This window comes from Variovorax sp. P2_H12, from assembly GCF_056403395.1.
In genome coordinates this window covers 190,299-205,811 of sequence record NZ_JBFUFO010000009.1, presented here as the reverse complement: position 1 = coordinate 205,811, position 15,513 = coordinate 190,299, and the positions used below count along the sequence as shown (strand labels likewise).

The following is a 15,513-nucleotide window of genomic DNA, read 5'->3' as shown; positions in this document are numbered from 1 at the left end:
GACAACGGCGCGCCAGGGCGCTGGACCGGGGTGCCGGCGCGGCAAGAGGTGCCACTTTGGCACAAGTCGCGGGCGCCTGCCAGGGGCCTGCGTATCATCCGGCGGATGAGCAGCCCCCCGACGACGACGCCACCTTCCGGCCGCCCCCATGTCCTGATCATCGGCTGCGGCTTCGGCGGCCTGGAGGCTGCGCGCAAGCTCCAGCGGGCCGATGTCGACGTCACGATCGTCGACAAGACCAACCACCACCTGTTCCAGCCCCTGCTCTACCAGGTGGCGACCGCCGGCCTGGCGGCACCCTCGATCGCGGCGCCGATACGCCTGCTGTTCCGGCGCCAGCCCAACATCACGACCCTGCTCGGCGAAGCGGTACGCATCGATCCGGCGGCGCGCACGGTGCACCTGGCCGACGGCAGCCAACTTTCCTGGGACCACCTGCTCGTCGCCGCCGGCTCCACCCATAGCTATTTCGGCAACGACGCCTGGGAGCCGATGGCGCCGGGCCTCAAGACGCTGGCCGACGCCTTCGAGATCCGCCGCCGCGTGCTGGTGAGCTTCGAGGCGGCCGAGGTCGAGTCCGATCCGGTGCGGCGGCGCGCGCTGCTGACCTTCGCCGTCATCGGCGCCGGGCCCACCGGCGTCGAGATGGCCGGCACGCTGGCCGAGATCGCGCGCCACACGCTGGAGGGCGAGTTCCGCAACATCGACCCGAGCAGCGCCGAGGTGCTGCTGATCGAGGGCGGCGCCCGCGTGCTCCAGGCCATGCCCGAGTCGCTGAGCCAGCGCGCGCTGGAACAGTTGCAGAAGCTCGGCGTGCAGGTCCGGCTCAACGCCCGCGTCACCGCCATCGATGCCACCGGGCTGCAGATTTCCTCGCCCTTCAGCGATGGCGGCGCCGGCCTCGGCAGCCACCGCATCGACTGCGGTTGCGTGATCTGGGCCGCCGGCGTCGCCGCCTCGCCGCTCGGCCGGATGCTGGCCTCCGCCACCGGCGCCGAGACCGACCGCGCCGGCCGCGTCAAGGTGCTGCCCGACCTCAGCCTGCCCGGCCGTCCCGACATCAGCGTGGTCGGCGATCTCGCGGCGGCCATGAGCCATCAGCCCGGCAAGGAGCCGACCCCGGTACCCGGGGTCTCGCCCGGCGCCAAGCAGATGGGGCGCGCCGCGGCCGCGAACATCCTGCGGCGGATCGCGGGCCAGCCGACCGAGCCCTTCCGCTACCGCGACTACGGCAACCTCGCCACCATCGGCCGCAACTCGGCCGTGGTCGACCTCGGCACCCCCGTCGGGCCGCTGCGTTTCGCGGGCAAGGCGGCCTGGCTGTTCTGGCTGTTCGCGCACATCTACTTCCTGATCGGTTTCCGCAACCGCTTCGTGGTGCTGATGGACTGGGCCAGCGCCTACTGGAGCTTCCAGCGACATGCCCGGGTGGTGGCGGACGTCCGCGCCAAGGAGAAGATCCAATGACACGCATCGAACAGAAACTGCAGGCCCTGGGACTGGTGCTGCCGCCGCCCGCCAAGCTGCCGGCCGGCGTGGTGCTGCCCTTCCCGTGGGTGCGGCTGGTCGGCCGCCGCGCCCTGGTCTCGGGCCACGGACCGATCGCCGGCGACGGCGGCTTCGCCGTGCCCCTGGGCAAGGTCGGGCGCGAGCTCAGCGTCGAGCAGGGTTACGAGGCGGCGCGCCTGACCGCGCTGGGCATCCTCGCGAGCCTGCAGCGCACCCTCGGCAACCTCGACCGCGTGACGGCCTGGACGCGGGTGTTCGGCATGGTCAACGCGGCGCCGGGCTTCAACCGGATGCCGGCGGTGATCAACGGCTTCTCCGACCTGATCCTCGAGCTCTACGGGCCCGAGGCCGGCGCCCACGCGCGCAGCGCCGTCGGGCTGGCCGAGCTGCCGTTCGACATTCCGGTCGAGATCGAGGCCGAGGTCGAGTTCGACTAGGGGCGCGGCAAGATCCTGCTCACAGTTCGAGAACCAGCCTGCTGCTGCCGCTGCAGGCCCGCGAGCAGCACGTCATCATCTTCGTGTCGGCCTCGCGTTCGGCGCGCGTGAGCACGACGTCGCGGTGGTCGACCTTGCCGGCCAGCACGCGCACTTCGCAGGAGCCGCACAGGCCCTCCTCGCAGTCGCTCTGCACATCGATGTTGGCCGCGCGCAGAGCGCTCAGCACGGTCTGGTCGGCCGGCACGTGCACGACGATGCCCGAATCCTTCAGCTCGACGTCGAACGCATGTTCGCGCGCGGGGTCCAGGGTTCGCAGGGTCGATTCGAAATGCTCGACGTGCAGCGCGTCCTCGGGCCAGGCGGCGCAATGCGCCTCCAGCGCTGCCAGCATGCGCCCTGGCCCGCAGGCGTAGATCTGGGTCCCGGCTTCGGGCGTGGCGAGCAGCGCTGCCAGGTCGTTGCGCCGGCCTTCGTCGCCGGCATGGACCACCAGTCGCTCCCCGTGCAGTTCGGCCAGTTCATCGACCAGCGCCATGCTCGCGCGCGAGCGACCGCTGTAGTGAAGCGTGTAGTCGATGCCCAGCGCGTTGGCGCGTCGTGCCATCGCACTCACAGGCGTGATGCCGATGCCCCCGGCGATGAAGATCACTTTCCTCACCGACTCGTCGAGATGGAAGTGATTGCGCGGACCGCGGATCTTGAGCCGGTCGCCGGCCTTCACGTGCGCATGCACCCAGGCCGAGCCGCCGCGGCCCTCGGCCTCGTGCAGTACCGCGATCTCGAGCGCATTCGCGTCGTCGGGGTCGCCGCACAGCGAGTACTGCCGCGAGAGCTCCGGATGGCCGCATTCGACGTCGATGTGCGAGCCCGGCGTCCAGCGCGGCATCGGCCGGCCGTCCGGTGCGACCAGGCGCAGCTTGACGATGCCGTCCGCCGCCCGCGTGACGCTCTCGACCACCACCGGCCGCGTGATCGCACCCTTCGAGGGTTCGCCGATGCGCACCGGCGCATGAACCTCCGGCCGGCGCAGCGCAGGCTGCGAGCGCTCCGGATTGTGGGCAGGGTCCCATTCGACCCAGAGATGCTCCGGACCGCGAAACGAGGTGTTCGGCACGTACGAGAACGCTTGCGCGGACAGGCGCATGTGGGGCAGCCGCCGCGTGAATTCCTCCAGGAAGATCTGCATCTCCATGCGCGCCAGGTTCTTGCCCATGCACTGGTGCGAGCCGTAGCCGAAGGTGAGATGGTCGCTGGAATTGTCGCGCCGGATGTCGAACAGGTCGGCGTCCGCGAAGTGGGCCTGGTCGTGATTGGCCGACGAGGTGACGATCAGCAGCTTCGAGCCGGCGGGCAGGTCGACGCCGCCCACCTGCGCATCGGCCGTGACGAGACGGCGCCATGCCGCGACCGAGCCGTTGTGCCGCAGGCATTCCTCGACGGCGTTGGGGATCAGGCCCGGGTCTTCGCAGACGTCGCGCCACACGTCGGGGTGCTGCAACAGCAGCTTCATCGCATTGGCGGTGGCGTTGGCCGTGGTCTCGTGGGCCGCGACGATGCCGGCCATCATCATCGAGTGCAGGTACGAATCCGTCACGACCTCGGGCAGCTCACGCTGCTTGCGCAACCCGTACTGCATCCAGCCGCCGCCCTCCGGGTCCTGCCGCATCTTGTCGAGAACCTTGCCGGCGAACTGCCAGAAGTTGCCGACCGCGTGCGCCACCGCCACCTGCTCCTCCGGCTTGGGCCGGCCCCAGGTGTTGACGGTGTGCGCGATCGAATACTGGCGCAGCGTGTCCATGTCCTCCTCGGGCACGCCGAGGAAATGCAGGGCCACGGTCAGCGGAACCTCCCAGAGCATCTGGTCGACGAGGTCCGCACGGCCGTCGTCGATGAAGCGGTCGACGTACTCGCGCGCGAGCCGCCGCACCATCGGTTCATGGTGCTTGAGTTCCTCCGGCGTGAAAGGGTCCATCAGCGCGCGGCGACGCGGCATGTGCGCCGGCTCGTCTTCATTGACCAGCGTGCGGTTCAGCGCGAAGCCGTAGGACGCGAGCACGGCATTCGCCTCGTCGCCGGTCGGCGTGATCTTCTCGAGCGCGATGGAAGGGCTGAAGGTGATGTTGTCGCGGAAGATGGCCTTGATGTCGTCATAGCGCGTGACCACCCAGTAGCCGAGCTTCGGGCTCCAGAAGATCGGCTCCTTCTCGCGCGCCCAGCGCACGTACTCGGGCGGGTCCTGCTGGTAGCCGTCCTCGAAAGGGTCGAAGTCGGCGGCGCGCTGGCTGACCGGGCAGCCGGTCGGCGTTCGCTCGCCGGACAGCGCACCGTGCGCGACGGGACAACCGGTGGATCGACGCGGGACTTCAACACTGCTCATGGCGCGCGCCTCCTCAGTCCAGCGAGATCTTCAGGTCACGGATGAGCTTCTGCCACTTGATGGTTTCGGCCTTCAGCAACTCGGCGAACTGCGCCGGCGTGTTGCCGACCGGCTCGACACCGAAGTCGACCAGCCGCTTGGTGACGGCCGGATCGTGAATTGCCGCAACGACCTGCTTGTTGATCGCGGCGATCGTCGCGGGGGGCGTGCCGGCGGGCACCACCATGCCGACGAGCGCTGCGGCTTCGACGTTCTTGTAGCCCAGTTCGGCAAAGGTCGGCACGTCCGGCAATTGCGGCAGCCGGGTCGCGTTGGCCACCGCCAGCGCCTTGACCTTGCCGCCCTTGATGAAGCCGGCGCCCGCGGCCAGGTCGACCATCATGGCCGGGATCTGGCCTCCGGCCACGTCGGCCAGGGCCGGAGCGGCGCCGCGATACGGCGCATGGACCATCTCGATGCCGGCTTCCGACTTCAGCAGCTCCATGGCCAGATGGTGGGGACTTCCCGCTCCGGCCGAGCCGTAGTTGAAGCCACCGGGCTTGGCCTTGGCCTGGGCGACGAAATCCTTCGCATCACGCACCGCAAGACCGGGGCCGACGACCAGGATCATCGGAAAGCGCCCCATCAGCGTGACGGGTGCCAGGTCCTTGGTGGGGCTGTAGCTGAGCGACTTGTAGAGCACCGGATTGAAGACCAGCGTGCCGTTGTCGGCCGAGAGCACCGTGTACCCGTCCGCGGCGGCACGCGCGACCTCGGCAGCGCCAAGCGCCGTGTTGCCGCCGGGCTTGTTGTCGACCAGGATCGGCTGGCTCGCCTGCGTCGACCAGGTCTGGCCGATGGTGCGGGCGAGGAAGTCGGAGCCGCCACCTGCTGCGTAGGGAACGACCCATCGCACCGGCTTGGCGGGATACGTCGGCTGGGCCTGCTGCGCGAGCGCCAGCGGGTGCAGGACGGGCAACGCCAGCAGCGTGGCGACAAGAAATTTCTTCATCGGGTTGATCCTCGTCAATTATTCGCGTAATTGTTATACGCTATGCGTAATTACTGGATAGGGTTTTTACCAATCCCAACGGCCCTGAGTAGGATCGAGCGACATGAGCAAGACCCAGAAGCCCGCCACGCCTTCGAGCACTTCCACGCCCCGAGTGCTGGAGCGCCGGCAGCGCGTGCAGTCCGCCGAAACCGGCATGGCGGTGTTGAAGACCTTGTCGGCGATGGGCGGCAGCGCAGGCTTGTCCGCGCTGGCCGCGCAGGTGGGCGAAAGCCCGGCCAAGGTGCATCGCTACCTGGCGAGCCTGATCCAGGAAGGCCTGGTCGATCAGGACGCAGACTCCCAGCGCTATTTCCTCGGGCCTGAACTGATCCAGATCGGACTGACGGCCATGCGGCAGGCCGAGCCCATCCGCCTCGCCGAACCGGCGCTGGTCCGACTGCGGGAGAGCCTGGAGATCACCTGCTTTGTGGCCCTCATGGGCAACAAGGGCCCCACCATCATGCGATTCGAGGAGCCGGGCTTGCCCGTGACGGTCAACGTGCGCGCCGGCTCGGTGATGTCGCTCGTCTGGTCGGCGACCGGCCGCGTCTTCCTGGGACTGTTGGACGAGGCCCGGGTGCGGACCCTGGCGGAAGAAGAGCTGGCAGCCGCGACACCGGACATGCTCGCCCTGCTGCCCATGCCGAACCCGATCGACAGCCTGCAAAGCGAAGTCCGGGCAGCCGGTTGCGCTGTCGTCCGGGACGTCTACCTGCGCGGCATCAGCGCCGTGGCAGCCCCCGTGTTCGACTTCACGGGACGGGTCTGCGCAGTGATCACTGCCCTCGGCGCCAGCGGCGGCTTCGATCCTTCCGCGAACGGCCCGATCGCGACGGCGGTTCGGCGTGAAGCGCAGGCCACCAGCGCGAAACTCGGTTACGCGGGCCCGCGTCCGGGAAGCTGAGGGCGGCAGCCTCCGGGTCCCGTCAGGACTCGCTCTCGGCCTCCTGCAGCAGCCGCCACATCACCTTGCCGCTGCCGCTCTTGGGCAGCACATCGACGAATTGCACCACGCGCGGCACCTTGTAGACCGCCATGTTCTCGCGGCACCAGTCGATGATCTGCTGCTCGGTCGTGTCCTTGTGGGTCGGGCGCAGCACCACCACCGCCTTGACCGACTCGCCCCGGTAGGCGTCCTTGATGCCGATCACGCAGGCCTCCTGGATCGCGGGGTGGCGGAACATCAGCAGCTCGACCTCGGCCGGCCAGACCTTGAAGCCGCTCGCGTTGATCATGCGCTTGAGGCGATCGGTCATGAAGAAGTAGCCGTCCTCGTCCATGCGGCCCATGTCGCCGGAGCGGAAGAAGCGCTTGCCCTCGAATTCGACGAAGGCCGCCGCCGTGGCGTCGGGCCGCTTCCAGTAGCCCTGGAACACCTCGGGCCCGTGGATGATGATCTCGCCCGATTCGCCGACCGGCATCTCGATCAGCGTGTCGGGGTCGACCACGCGCGCATCGGTGCTCATGTAGGGGATGCCCAGGCACTGCTGCTTGGGGTTCTCGAAGGGATTGGCGTGCGAGGGCGCGGCGGTCTCGGTCAGGCCATAGCCTTCCTGGTATTTGAGGCCGAACTGCTCGAACAGGCGCTGCGCCACGGCCTGCGGCATCGCGGCCCCGCCGCCGCCGATGTAGCTCAGACTGCTCAGGTCGTAGCTGGCGAAATTGGGGCTGGCCATCAGGTCGATGACCATGGTCGGGATGTTGGTCCAGCTCGTGACCTTGCGGCGCGAGATCAGGCGCCCGGCCACGTCGCGGTCCCAGCGCGGCATGATGACCAGCGTGCCGCCGACCAGCACCGTCGTGTGCATCATGCTGACCACGCCGGTGATGTGGAACATCGGCACCACGGCCAGGACCACCACCTCGGCCGAGCCCAGGCCCCACAGCTGGCTGGCGCAGGCGTTGTGCATCAGGCTCGAATGGTGGTGGACGCAGCCCTTGGGCAGGCCGGTGGTGCCGCTGGTGTAGGGCAGCAGCGCCATGTCGCCGGCGCCCACGACGTGGTCGGGCGGCGCATGGCCGGCGCCCAGCGCATCGGTCCAGGTCATGACCGCGCCGCCTTCCAGGGCCGGCACGGGATGCCGGGTCAGCAGCCAGTCGCGCCAGGCCGGCGCCGGCGCCTCGTCGCCCGTGACTTCGGGGTCGAAGGCATCGGTGAACTGGGTGACGATCATGTGCGCCAGGCGATCCTTGGGCTCCAGCGCATTGCTGGCCTTGGCCAGCTCGGGCGCCAGGTCGCCGGTGGTGATCGCGAACTTCGCGTCGGGGTCGGTGATGTAGTGCTTGAGCTCCTCGGCACGGTTCATCGGATTGACCGGCACCACGACCGCATTGGCGCGCAGGATCGCGAAATGGGCGATCACCAGCTGCGGGCAGTTCTGCATGTCGAGGATCACGCGGTCGCCGCGCCGCACGCCCAGGGCATGCAGGGTGCCGGCGAGCCGCTCGGCCTGCGCCGAGAACTCGGCGTAGCTGATCTCGCTGCCGAAGAAGACCAGCGCGGGCTTGGCGGGATAGCGCGCGGCGTTGACCGCCAGGTTGTGCCACAGCGAGGTCGCCGGCACGGTGATCGAACGGGGCAGGCGCTGGGGCCAGAACTTGTAATGCGGGCGATCCATACAGTCTCCTAAGTGCGTGCGAGCCTACGATGCTCCGTGACCTTGCCGCATCGGGGAAGCCCCGACGCGCGTCACCTGAGCGACTTCGGCCACGGGGCCGGCGCGACTACCGCCATCGACCGACAGACGCGGCGCGCGATCTGCCGTAAAAGGTCAGCCTCTCAACCCATTCGAAAAGGAGCTTCCATGGCCGCAGACAAGCACGCAAGCGTTCATTGGGAAGGCGCCGGCAAGACCGGCAAGGGCCTGATCAGCACCGAGACCGGTGCGCTGAAGGATTTCCCCTACGGCTTCGCGAGCCGCTTCGAGGACGACAAGCGCGGCACCAACCCCGAGGAGATCCTGGGCGCGGCGCACGCCGGCTGCCTGACGATGGCCTTCGCCTTCGCACTCGAAGGCGCCGGCCTCACGGCAACCTCGATCGACACCCGGGCGGCCGTGCGCCTGGCCAAGGACGGTCCGGGCTTCAGGATCGACCGCATCCAGCTCGAACTCGAGGCCGTGGTGCCGGGCATCGACGAGGCGAAGTTCCAGCAGCTCGCGACCGGCGCCAAGGAAGGCTGTCCGCTGTCGAAGGCGCTGGCCAGCGTGCCGGAGATCACCTTCAAGGCGACGCTCAAGTCCTGAAGCCCGGCCGCGGCAGCGGCAGCGGCGCTGTTTATGATCCCCTCGCAACGAGGAGACACCCATGAACATCGCCCGCAAAGGCATCGCCGCGCTGCTGTGGCTGACGGCCTCGGCCGCCGCCCTGGCAGCCTTTCCCGACAAGCCCATCAAGGTCGTCATCGGCTTCCCGGCCGGCGGTCCGCTCGACCAGCACGCACGCCTGCTCACCGAGCGGCTGCAGGCGGTGCTGGGCCAGCCCGTGATCGTCGACTACAAGCCGGGCGCCGGCGGCTCGGTCGGCGCCGAGGCGGTGGCCAAGAGCGCGCCCGACGGCTACACGCTGATGCTGGCGAACACCGGCGTGGCGGTGATCAATGGCGCGCTGTACGCCAAGCTGCCCTACAACACGCTGCGGGACTTCACGCCGATCGCACGCACCGCGATGCAACCGCTCGCGCTGCTGGTGACGCCCAAGCTTCCGGTGAACGACCTGCGCCAGTTCATCGACTACGCCCGCGCGCGCCCGGGCCAGATCAACTACGGCTCGGCCGGCAACGGCGGCATCAGCCACCTGGTGCCCGAGATGTTCAAGAGCGCCACCGGCCTCTTCATGGTCCACATCCCCTACCGCGGCAGCGCGCCGGCCTTCACCGACCTGATGGGCGGCCAGGTGCAGTTCATGGCCGAGTCGATCCCGCAGGCGGCCAACTACCACAAGCAGGGCAAGGTGCGCGCGCTGGCCGTGACCAGCGCGGCGCGCAACCCGGCGCTGCCCGACGTGCCGACCGTGATCGAGGCCGGCATCAAGGGCTTCGAGGTGGTCGGCTTCTACGGCTTCCTGGCGCCCGCGGGCACGCCCAAGGAGGTGGTCGCCAAGCTCAGTGACGCGTTCAGGCAGGTGCTGACCAGCCCCGAGGTGCGCGAGCGCATGGTGAGCCAGGGTGCGGACCCGGCCTTCCTCGGCAGCGAGGATTTCGCCCGGTTCCTGGCGGCCGAAACGCCGCGCTGGGACAAGGCGGTGAAGGCTTCGGGCGCCAAGATGGACTGAGTCGCGCAGCCGGCGACCTCCCCCGGATTGGGGATGGCAGGCATCCCGCGCTTCGGTCGCTCGCTTCCAGAAACGCGATCCGGCCACTAAGCTGAGGGCTTCCATCCGAGGGAAGTTCGCATGCAACTCCAGACTGCAGTCACGCGCCTGCTCGACATCGAGCACCCCGTCCTGTTGGCCGCCATGGACCTGGTGGCCGATGCGCCGCTGGCGGCGGCCGTCATCCGCGCCGGCGGCTATGGCTTCCTGGGAGGAGGCTACGGCGAGGAAGGATGGCTGCGGCGCGAACTCGCCGCACTCGTGCCCGCGGCCAGAAAGACCAACCGCCCGTTCGGCGTCGGCTTCATCACCTGGAGCCTGGCGCGCCAGCCCCGTCTGCTGGACATCGCGCTCGAACAGGGCCCGAGCGCCGTCTGGCTGTCGTTCGGAGACCCGGCGCCGTTCGCGCCACGCATCAAGGCCGCGGGCGCGAAGCTGGTGTGCCAGGTGCAGACCGAGGCGATGGCCCGCCAGGCGCTGGACGCAGGCGCCGACATCCTGGTGGCCCAGGGTGCCGAGGCCGGCGGCCATGGCGTCAGCCGCGGCAGCCTGGCGCTGGTGCCGGCGCTGGTGGACCTCGCGGGACCGGAGGTGCCGGTGGTGGCGGCCGGCGGCATCGCCGACGGGCGCGGCCTGGCGGCCGCCCTGATGCTCGGCGCCAGCGGCGTGGCCCTCGGCACGCGCTTCTATGCCACGGTAGAGGCGGCCGGCTTCGACGCCGCCAAGCGCCGCATCGTCGAGGCAAGCGGCGATGACAGCCTGCGCAGCATCGTCTTCGACATCTCGCGCCGCAACGTCTGGCCGGCGCCGTTCACGGGCCGATGCCTGCACAACGATCACCTGCGGCGCTGGGCCGGGCGGGAAGTCGACCTGATGCGTGCGCTGGGCACGGAAGGCGAGCGATACGCCGCAGCAAGAGCCTCGGGCGACTTCGACACGGCCGCCGTGATCGCGGGCGAGGCATCCGGCCTGATCCACGACGTCCCGCGCGCCGGCGAGTTGATCCGCCGCATGGTCGAAGAGGCCGCCGGGTTGCTGGGCGCGGCGCCCGACTTCCTGGCGGAAAACAGCCGGCAGTCCCTGGCGTCGATCGAGGCGAGGTAGCACCCGCGCAACGACGCGGCATGGCCATGGCTCGCGACCTGCAGGCGTTCTCTGCCGTCCTCGATGCCGAGGGGCCGTTGCAGGCCCTGGCCTACCTCAATGCCGGCGTCCCCCATCGGTACACCGCGGTCTATCGCTTTGCCGGTCCGGTGCTGAGGAATGTCCTGCTGCACGACAAAGAGGGCAAGATGAGGCCCGAATTCCTCGCCGCGGTGCCCTTCGACAAGAGCTATTGCCAGTTCGTCCTGCGCGATGAAGCCTTCCGCACCGACGACTCGTCCGCCGACGCGAGGCTGGAAGGCCACGCTTACCGGGAGGTGGTCGTCTCCTATCACAGCGTCCCCTTGCTCTCCCTGGCCGGTGACCTGTGGGGCACGCTGAGCCATTTCGACCCCGCGCCACTGCCTCTGTCCGACGAGGAGTTCGCGCTTCTCGAGGGAGCAGCGAAGCTGCTGGCCCCCGTGCTGGCCGATATCTGATCAAGGCCTACACCTTTAGTGCGCTTCCATCACGCGCAATCAGTAGTAAAAATGGGTTACATGGAGTCCTTGCATTTTTCCCGGCGGCCCGACCCCGCGCCCGACGGTCTCTTTGGACGCCGGCGGCCCCGGTTGCTGCCCGAAGCGTCTGCACGCAGGCAGGGCCTGCCCACCGCCGAGGAGCGCCTCCCGCGGCCGCTGAGCCCCGCAGAACTGGTTCAGATCGCCAGGGCCTGGAGGCGGCGGGGCGACGGCGCTTCGATCAGGGTTGCCGAAACGCTGGAGTCGCTGGCTGCCCGCCGGGCCCCGCCACTCCCTCCGACGCTCCTGTCGAGGCCGGCCTCGAGATCCGTGGTGCGGAGGATCTCGGAGTTCATGGGTTTGTAGCCGAAGGCATGTGAATTTTTTACACCCGAAAGGGCCGGACCGCGCGAAAATCGGGTTGCTAGTTATTGCTGCAAGTGCAATCAAGGTTCGGCCCGCCTCGTGCGGGCCTTTTTTTTTGGGTGTCACCAGAGCGAGGCACACCTCTTGCATACCGGCTCCTTCGAAGGAGACGCAAGGCGGCCACGGCCGTTCCTTCACCCGACGATTCATCGACCTACCCAGGAGCCCTGTCATGAAGCATTCCCAGCGCGGCATCGCGCTCGCCCTCGCCGCGGCCGCACTGCTCGCCACCGGCGTCTCGCACGCCCAGACCGCACTCGACCACGTGCTGAAGGCAAAGCTCATCAAGATCGCGGTACCGACCGACTACCCGCCCTACGGATCGGTCGACAAGACCATGACGCCGCAGGGTCTCGACGTCGAGATGGCGCAGCTGATCGCGGGCAAGCTCGGCGTCAAGGTGGAACTGGTGGCGGTGACCAGCGCCAACCGCATCCCCTACCTCCAGACCCGCAAGGCCGACCTCGTGATCTCCACGCTCGGCAAGAACGCAGAGCGCGAGAAGGTGATCGACTTCTCGGCCGCCTATGCGCCCTTCTTCCAGGCGGTCTACGCAGCCAGGAGCCTCAACGTCAAGAGCTTCGCCGACATGGGCGGCAAGACGGTCGCCGTGACGCGCGGCGCGATGGAGGACCAGGAACTCGCCAAGGTCGCGCCGGCCAGCCTCGAGTACAAGCGCTTCGAGGACAACAACGCCACCATCGCGGCCTTCGTGGCCGGCCAGACCCAGACCCTGGCCACCAGCGCCGCGGTCGCCGGCGACATGATGCAGAAGAACCCGCAGCTCGGCGCCGAGTACAAGCTGCTGCTCAAGGACAGTCCCTGCTTCATCGGCATCGCCAAGGGCGAGGAGCCGCTGAAGGCCAAGGTCAACGAGATCATCGCCAACGCCAAGAAGGACGGCACGCTCGACGCGATGGCGAAGAAATGGCTCGGCCGCCCGGCCGGCGACCTGCCGGTCTGAAAGGACGAGGCCCCATGCTCGTCACTTCGTGTATTCAACGCCCCCCGAGGGGGTGCAGTCCGCCTTGGGGCGGCCCGGCGGCGGACTAGGCCATGGGCATCGAATTCGACTTCGGCGCCGTCCTCGGCCAATGGCCCCTGCTCGTCAGGGGCGTGCTGTGGACGCTGGCGCTCACGGCGATCGCGACCGTGATCGGCATGGCGGTGGGCGTGGGCTGTGCCTGGGCCCGCGCCAGCGGCCCCACCTGGCTGCGCTGGGTGGTCGGCAGCTATGTGGAGCTGATCCGCAACACGCCCTTCATCGTGCAGCTGTTCTTCATCTTCTTCGGCCTGCCGGCCGCGGGCTTCAAGCTGTCGCCCGAGGTGGCCTCGGTGATCGCGATGGTGCTGAACCTCGGCGCCTACTCGACCGAGATCATCCGCGCCGGCATCGAGGCCACGCCGCGCGGCCAGATCGAGGCCGCGGTGAGCCTGGCGCTCGACAAGGTGCAGGTGTTCACGCGGGTGGTGCTGCCGCCGGCGATGAAGAAGGTCTGGCCCGCGATGGTGAGCCAGATCATCATCGTGATGCTGGGTTCGGCGGTCTGCAGCCAGATCTCGACCGAGGAACTGAGCTACGCCGCCAACCTGATCCAGAGCCGCAACTTCCGCGCCTTCGAGGCCTTCATCGTGGCGACCGTGATCTACCTGGCGCTGTCGGTGGGTGCACGCCGCCTGTTGAACTGGGCCGGTCCCAAGTACTTCTTCGGAAAGTGAATCGCTCATGTCGGACTTTTCGCTCTGGGACATCCTGCGCAACCTGCTGCTGGCGCTGCGCTGGACGGTGGCGCTGTCGCTGATCGCCTTCGTCGGCGGCGGCGTGGTCGGCGGCCTGCTGCTGTTCGCGCGGCTGTCGGGCGGGCCTGTCGTCGATCGGCTCATCGGCCTCTACGTGCAGGTGTTCCAGGGCACGCCGCTGCTGATGCAGCTGTTCCTGGCCTACTTCGGCATCGCGCTGCTCGGCATCGACGTCTCGGCCTGGACCGCGGCCTCGGTGGCGCTCACGCTCTACACCAGCGCCTTTCTCGCCGAGATCTGGCGCGGCTGCGTGGCCTCGATCCCGAAGGGCCAGTGGGAGGCTTCGGGCAGCCTGGCGCTGAGCTTTCGCGAGCAGATGCGCCACGTGATCCTGCCGCAGGCCACGCGCATCGCGGTGGCGCCCACGGTCGGCTTCCTGGTGCAGGTGATCAAGGGCACCGCGCTGGCCTCGGTGATCGGCTTCATCGAGCTCACCAAGGCCGGCAGCATGATCTCCAACGCGACCTTCAAGCCCTTCGTGGTGTTCAGCTGCGTCGCCCTGCTCTATTTCGTGCTGTGCTTTCCCGTGAGCCTGTACGCCAGGAACCTCGAGAGGAAGATCCATGTCGTTCGTCGCTGAAGCCCCCGCATCCGCATCCGCATCCGAAGCCGAACCCGCGGCCCGGCCGTCCGCCGCACCCATCGTGCGCATCACCGCGCTGCGCAAGTCCTACGGCAGCAACGAGGTGCTCAAGGGCATCGACCTCGAGGTCCGGCGCGGCGAGGTGATCGCCATCATCGGCAAGAGCGGCTCGGGCAAGAGCACGCTCCTGCGCTGCATCAACGGCCTCGAGGTGTTCCAGGAAGGCTCGCTCACGGTCGACGGCAAGCCGCTGCTGCACGAGAGCGCGATGGCCATGCGCGAGCTGCGCCAGCACGTGGGCATGATCTTCCAGAGCTTCAACCTGTTCCCTCACCTGACGGTCGGGCGCAACGTGATGCTGGCGCCGACGCTGGTCAAGAAGCGCAGCCGCATCGAGGCCGCCTCGCAGGCGCGCAAGCTGCTCGCCCGCGTCGGCCTGGCCGAGAAATTCGATGCCATGCCGGACCAGCTCTCGGGCGGCCAGCAGCAGCGCGTGGCGATTGCCCGCGCGCTGGCGATGGAGCCGGCGGTGCTGCTGTGCGACGAGATCACTTCCGCGCTCGACCCCGAACTCGTGGGCGAAGTGCTACGGGTGGTGGAATCGCTCGCGGTCGAGGGCATGACCCTCCTGATGGTGACGCACGAGATGAGTTTCGCCCGCAAGGTCAGCGACCGCGTGATCTTCATGCACCAGGGTCGGGTGCACGAGATGGGGCCGCCCGCGGCGTTGTTCGGAAATCCGCGCACCCCGGAGCTGCAACAGTTTCTTTCATCGTTGCACGATTGAGGTTTCGCGGCCGGGGAACCCCCGGCCTGTGGCAAGCTCCGAGCCGTATGCCACTCCGCCCGCTTTCCTCCCGTCGACGGCTGCTGCGCACCTTGTTGGGCGCCGTGGCCCTTCCCGCCCCGCTCGCCGCGCTGGCCGGCTTCAATTTCTTCACCAGCGAATACACCGCCAGCCGCGAGGAATTGCAAGCGCAGGTAGCCAAGCGCTTCCCGGTTCAGCAGCGCTATGCCGAGATCTTCACGGTGGCGCTGCGCGACCCGCAGCTGTCGCTCGACGCCCGCAACAACCGGGCGGCGATCACCGCGGTGCTCTCGATCGCCAGCCCGCTGCTGCGGCCGCCCTCGGTGGAGGGCCTCGTCTCGGTGAGCAGCGCACTCAAGTACGACCCCGCTGCGCGTGCCGTGCGGCTCGACCGGCCGCAGGCCGACCGGATCGAGCTGCAGGGCCTGACCGGCCGCGATGCCGAGCGGCTGCAGCAGATCGGCGCGGTGGTCGCCCAGGAGCTGCTGCGCGACCAGCCGCTGCGCACCTTCAAACCCGAAGAACTCACCGTCGGGCGCAAGACCTACGAGATCGGCGACATCACGGTGCAGGACGACGGCATCACGGTGGTACTGAAATGACTCCCCCCCGAAGCGCCTGC

Annotated in this window: 16 protein-coding genes; 12 read left to right on the top strand and 4 right to left on the bottom strand. The window is 68.6% G+C overall.

The window, feature by feature from the left end:
• Positions 1-105: 105 nt before the first annotated feature.
• Together AC1DYK_RS08670 and AC1DYK_RS08665 are read left to right on the top strand one after the other, a co-directional pair.
• A complete protein-coding gene (locus AC1DYK_RS08670; protein ID WP_478165896.1) occupies positions 106-1,467 on the top strand; it encodes an NAD(P)/FAD-dependent oxidoreductase in 1,362 nt (453 codons plus the stop codon).
• Positions 1,464-1,946, top strand: coding sequence for a RidA family protein (locus AC1DYK_RS08665; protein ID WP_478165895.1), 483 nt, complete (start codon positions 1,464-1,466; stop codon positions 1,944-1,946). Before AC1DYK_RS08670 ends, AC1DYK_RS08665 begins: the two co-directional genes overlap by 4 nt.
• Before the next feature lie 19 nt (positions 1,947-1,965).
• On the opposite strand, the gene AC1DYK_RS08660 is transcribed toward AC1DYK_RS08665, so the two are convergent.
• Positions 1,966-4,326 (bottom strand): cytochrome P450, encoded by a 2,361-nt coding sequence (locus AC1DYK_RS08660; RefSeq protein ID WP_478165894.1) that lies wholly within the window; start codon positions 4,324-4,326, stop codon positions 1,966-1,968.
• A gap of 13 nt (positions 4,327-4,339) precedes the next feature.
• Complete coding sequence (locus AC1DYK_RS08655) at positions 4,340-5,317, bottom strand: Bug family tripartite tricarboxylate transporter substrate binding protein (RefSeq protein ID WP_478165893.1); 978 nt, start codon at positions 5,315-5,317, stop codon at positions 4,340-4,342.
• Positions 5,318-5,420: 103 nt separating this feature from the next.
• Here AC1DYK_RS08655 and AC1DYK_RS08650 point away from each other — a divergent pair, with 103 nt between their 5' ends.
• A complete protein-coding gene (locus AC1DYK_RS08650; protein ID WP_478165892.1) occupies positions 5,421-6,263 on the top strand; it encodes an IclR family transcriptional regulator in 843 nt (280 codons plus the stop codon).
• A 22-nt stretch (positions 6,264-6,285) separates the two neighbouring features.
• Here the strand turns inward: AC1DYK_RS08650 and AC1DYK_RS08645 are convergent, their stop codons facing one another.
• Positions 6,286-7,977, bottom strand: a complete 1,692-nt coding sequence (locus AC1DYK_RS08645; protein ID WP_478165891.1) for a long-chain fatty acid--CoA ligase — start codon at positions 7,975-7,977, stop codon at positions 6,286-6,288.
• 186 nt (positions 7,978-8,163) lie between these two features.
• Between AC1DYK_RS08645 and AC1DYK_RS08640 the strand changes: the two genes are divergently transcribed.
• The 4 genes from AC1DYK_RS08640 (at position 8,164) to AC1DYK_RS08625 (ending at position 11,253) form a co-directional block, all read left to right on the top strand.
• On the top strand, positions 8,164-8,604 hold the full coding sequence (locus tag AC1DYK_RS08640; RefSeq protein ID WP_478158079.1) for an OsmC family protein: 441 nt from the start codon (positions 8,164-8,166) through the stop codon (positions 8,602-8,604).
• Between the two features lie 61 nt (positions 8,605-8,665).
• On the top strand, positions 8,666-9,631 hold the full coding sequence (locus AC1DYK_RS08635; protein ID WP_478165890.1) for a Bug family tripartite tricarboxylate transporter substrate binding protein: 966 nt from the start codon (positions 8,666-8,668) through the stop codon (positions 9,629-9,631).
• 120 nt (positions 9,632-9,751) lie between these two features.
• A complete protein-coding gene (locus AC1DYK_RS08630; protein WP_478165889.1) occupies positions 9,752-10,774 on the top strand; it encodes an NAD(P)H-dependent flavin oxidoreductase in 1,023 nt (340 codons plus the stop codon).
• Between the two features lie 20 nt (positions 10,775-10,794).
• Positions 10,795-11,253 carry a GAF domain-containing protein gene (locus AC1DYK_RS08625; protein WP_478090886.1) on the top strand — a complete coding sequence of 153 codons (459 nt, stop codon included), beginning with the start codon at positions 10,795-10,797 and terminating at the stop codon, positions 11,251-11,253.
• A 218-nt stretch (positions 11,254-11,471) separates the two neighbouring features.
• Here AC1DYK_RS08625 and AC1DYK_RS08620 read toward each other — a convergent pair whose 3' ends face one another.
• Positions 11,472-11,630 carry a hypothetical protein gene (locus AC1DYK_RS08620; protein WP_478165888.1) on the bottom strand — a complete coding sequence of 53 codons (159 nt, stop codon included), beginning with the start codon at positions 11,628-11,630 and terminating at the stop codon, positions 11,472-11,474.
• 242 nt (positions 11,631-11,872) lie between these two features.
• On the opposite strand from AC1DYK_RS08620, the gene AC1DYK_RS08615 reads away from it, so the two are divergent.
• The 5 genes from AC1DYK_RS08615 (at position 11,873) to AC1DYK_RS08595 (ending at position 15,493) form a co-directional block, all read left to right on the top strand.
• On the top strand, positions 11,873-12,664 hold the full coding sequence (locus tag AC1DYK_RS08615) for a transporter substrate-binding domain-containing protein (protein ID WP_478165887.1): 792 nt from the start codon (positions 11,873-11,875) through the stop codon (positions 12,662-12,664).
• Positions 12,665-12,756: 92 nt separating this feature from the next.
• Positions 12,757-13,419 (top strand): amino acid ABC transporter permease, encoded by a 663-nt coding sequence (locus tag AC1DYK_RS08610; RefSeq protein WP_478090883.1) that lies wholly within the window; start codon positions 12,757-12,759, stop codon positions 13,417-13,419.
• A gap of 7 nt (positions 13,420-13,426) precedes the next feature.
• Positions 13,427-14,080 (top strand): amino acid ABC transporter permease, encoded by a 654-nt coding sequence (locus AC1DYK_RS08605; protein WP_478165886.1) that lies wholly within the window; start codon positions 13,427-13,429, stop codon positions 14,078-14,080.
• Entirely contained in the window at positions 14,064-14,870 is an 807-nt protein-coding gene (locus tag AC1DYK_RS08600) for an amino acid ABC transporter ATP-binding protein (RefSeq protein ID WP_478165885.1), read from the top strand. Before AC1DYK_RS08605 ends, AC1DYK_RS08600 begins: the two co-directional genes overlap by 17 nt.
• Before the next feature lie 104 nt (positions 14,871-14,974).
• A complete protein-coding gene (locus tag AC1DYK_RS08595; RefSeq protein ID WP_478165884.1) occupies positions 14,975-15,493 on the top strand; it encodes a DUF1439 domain-containing protein in 519 nt (172 codons plus the stop codon).
• Positions 15,494-15,513: the final 20 nt, after the last annotated feature.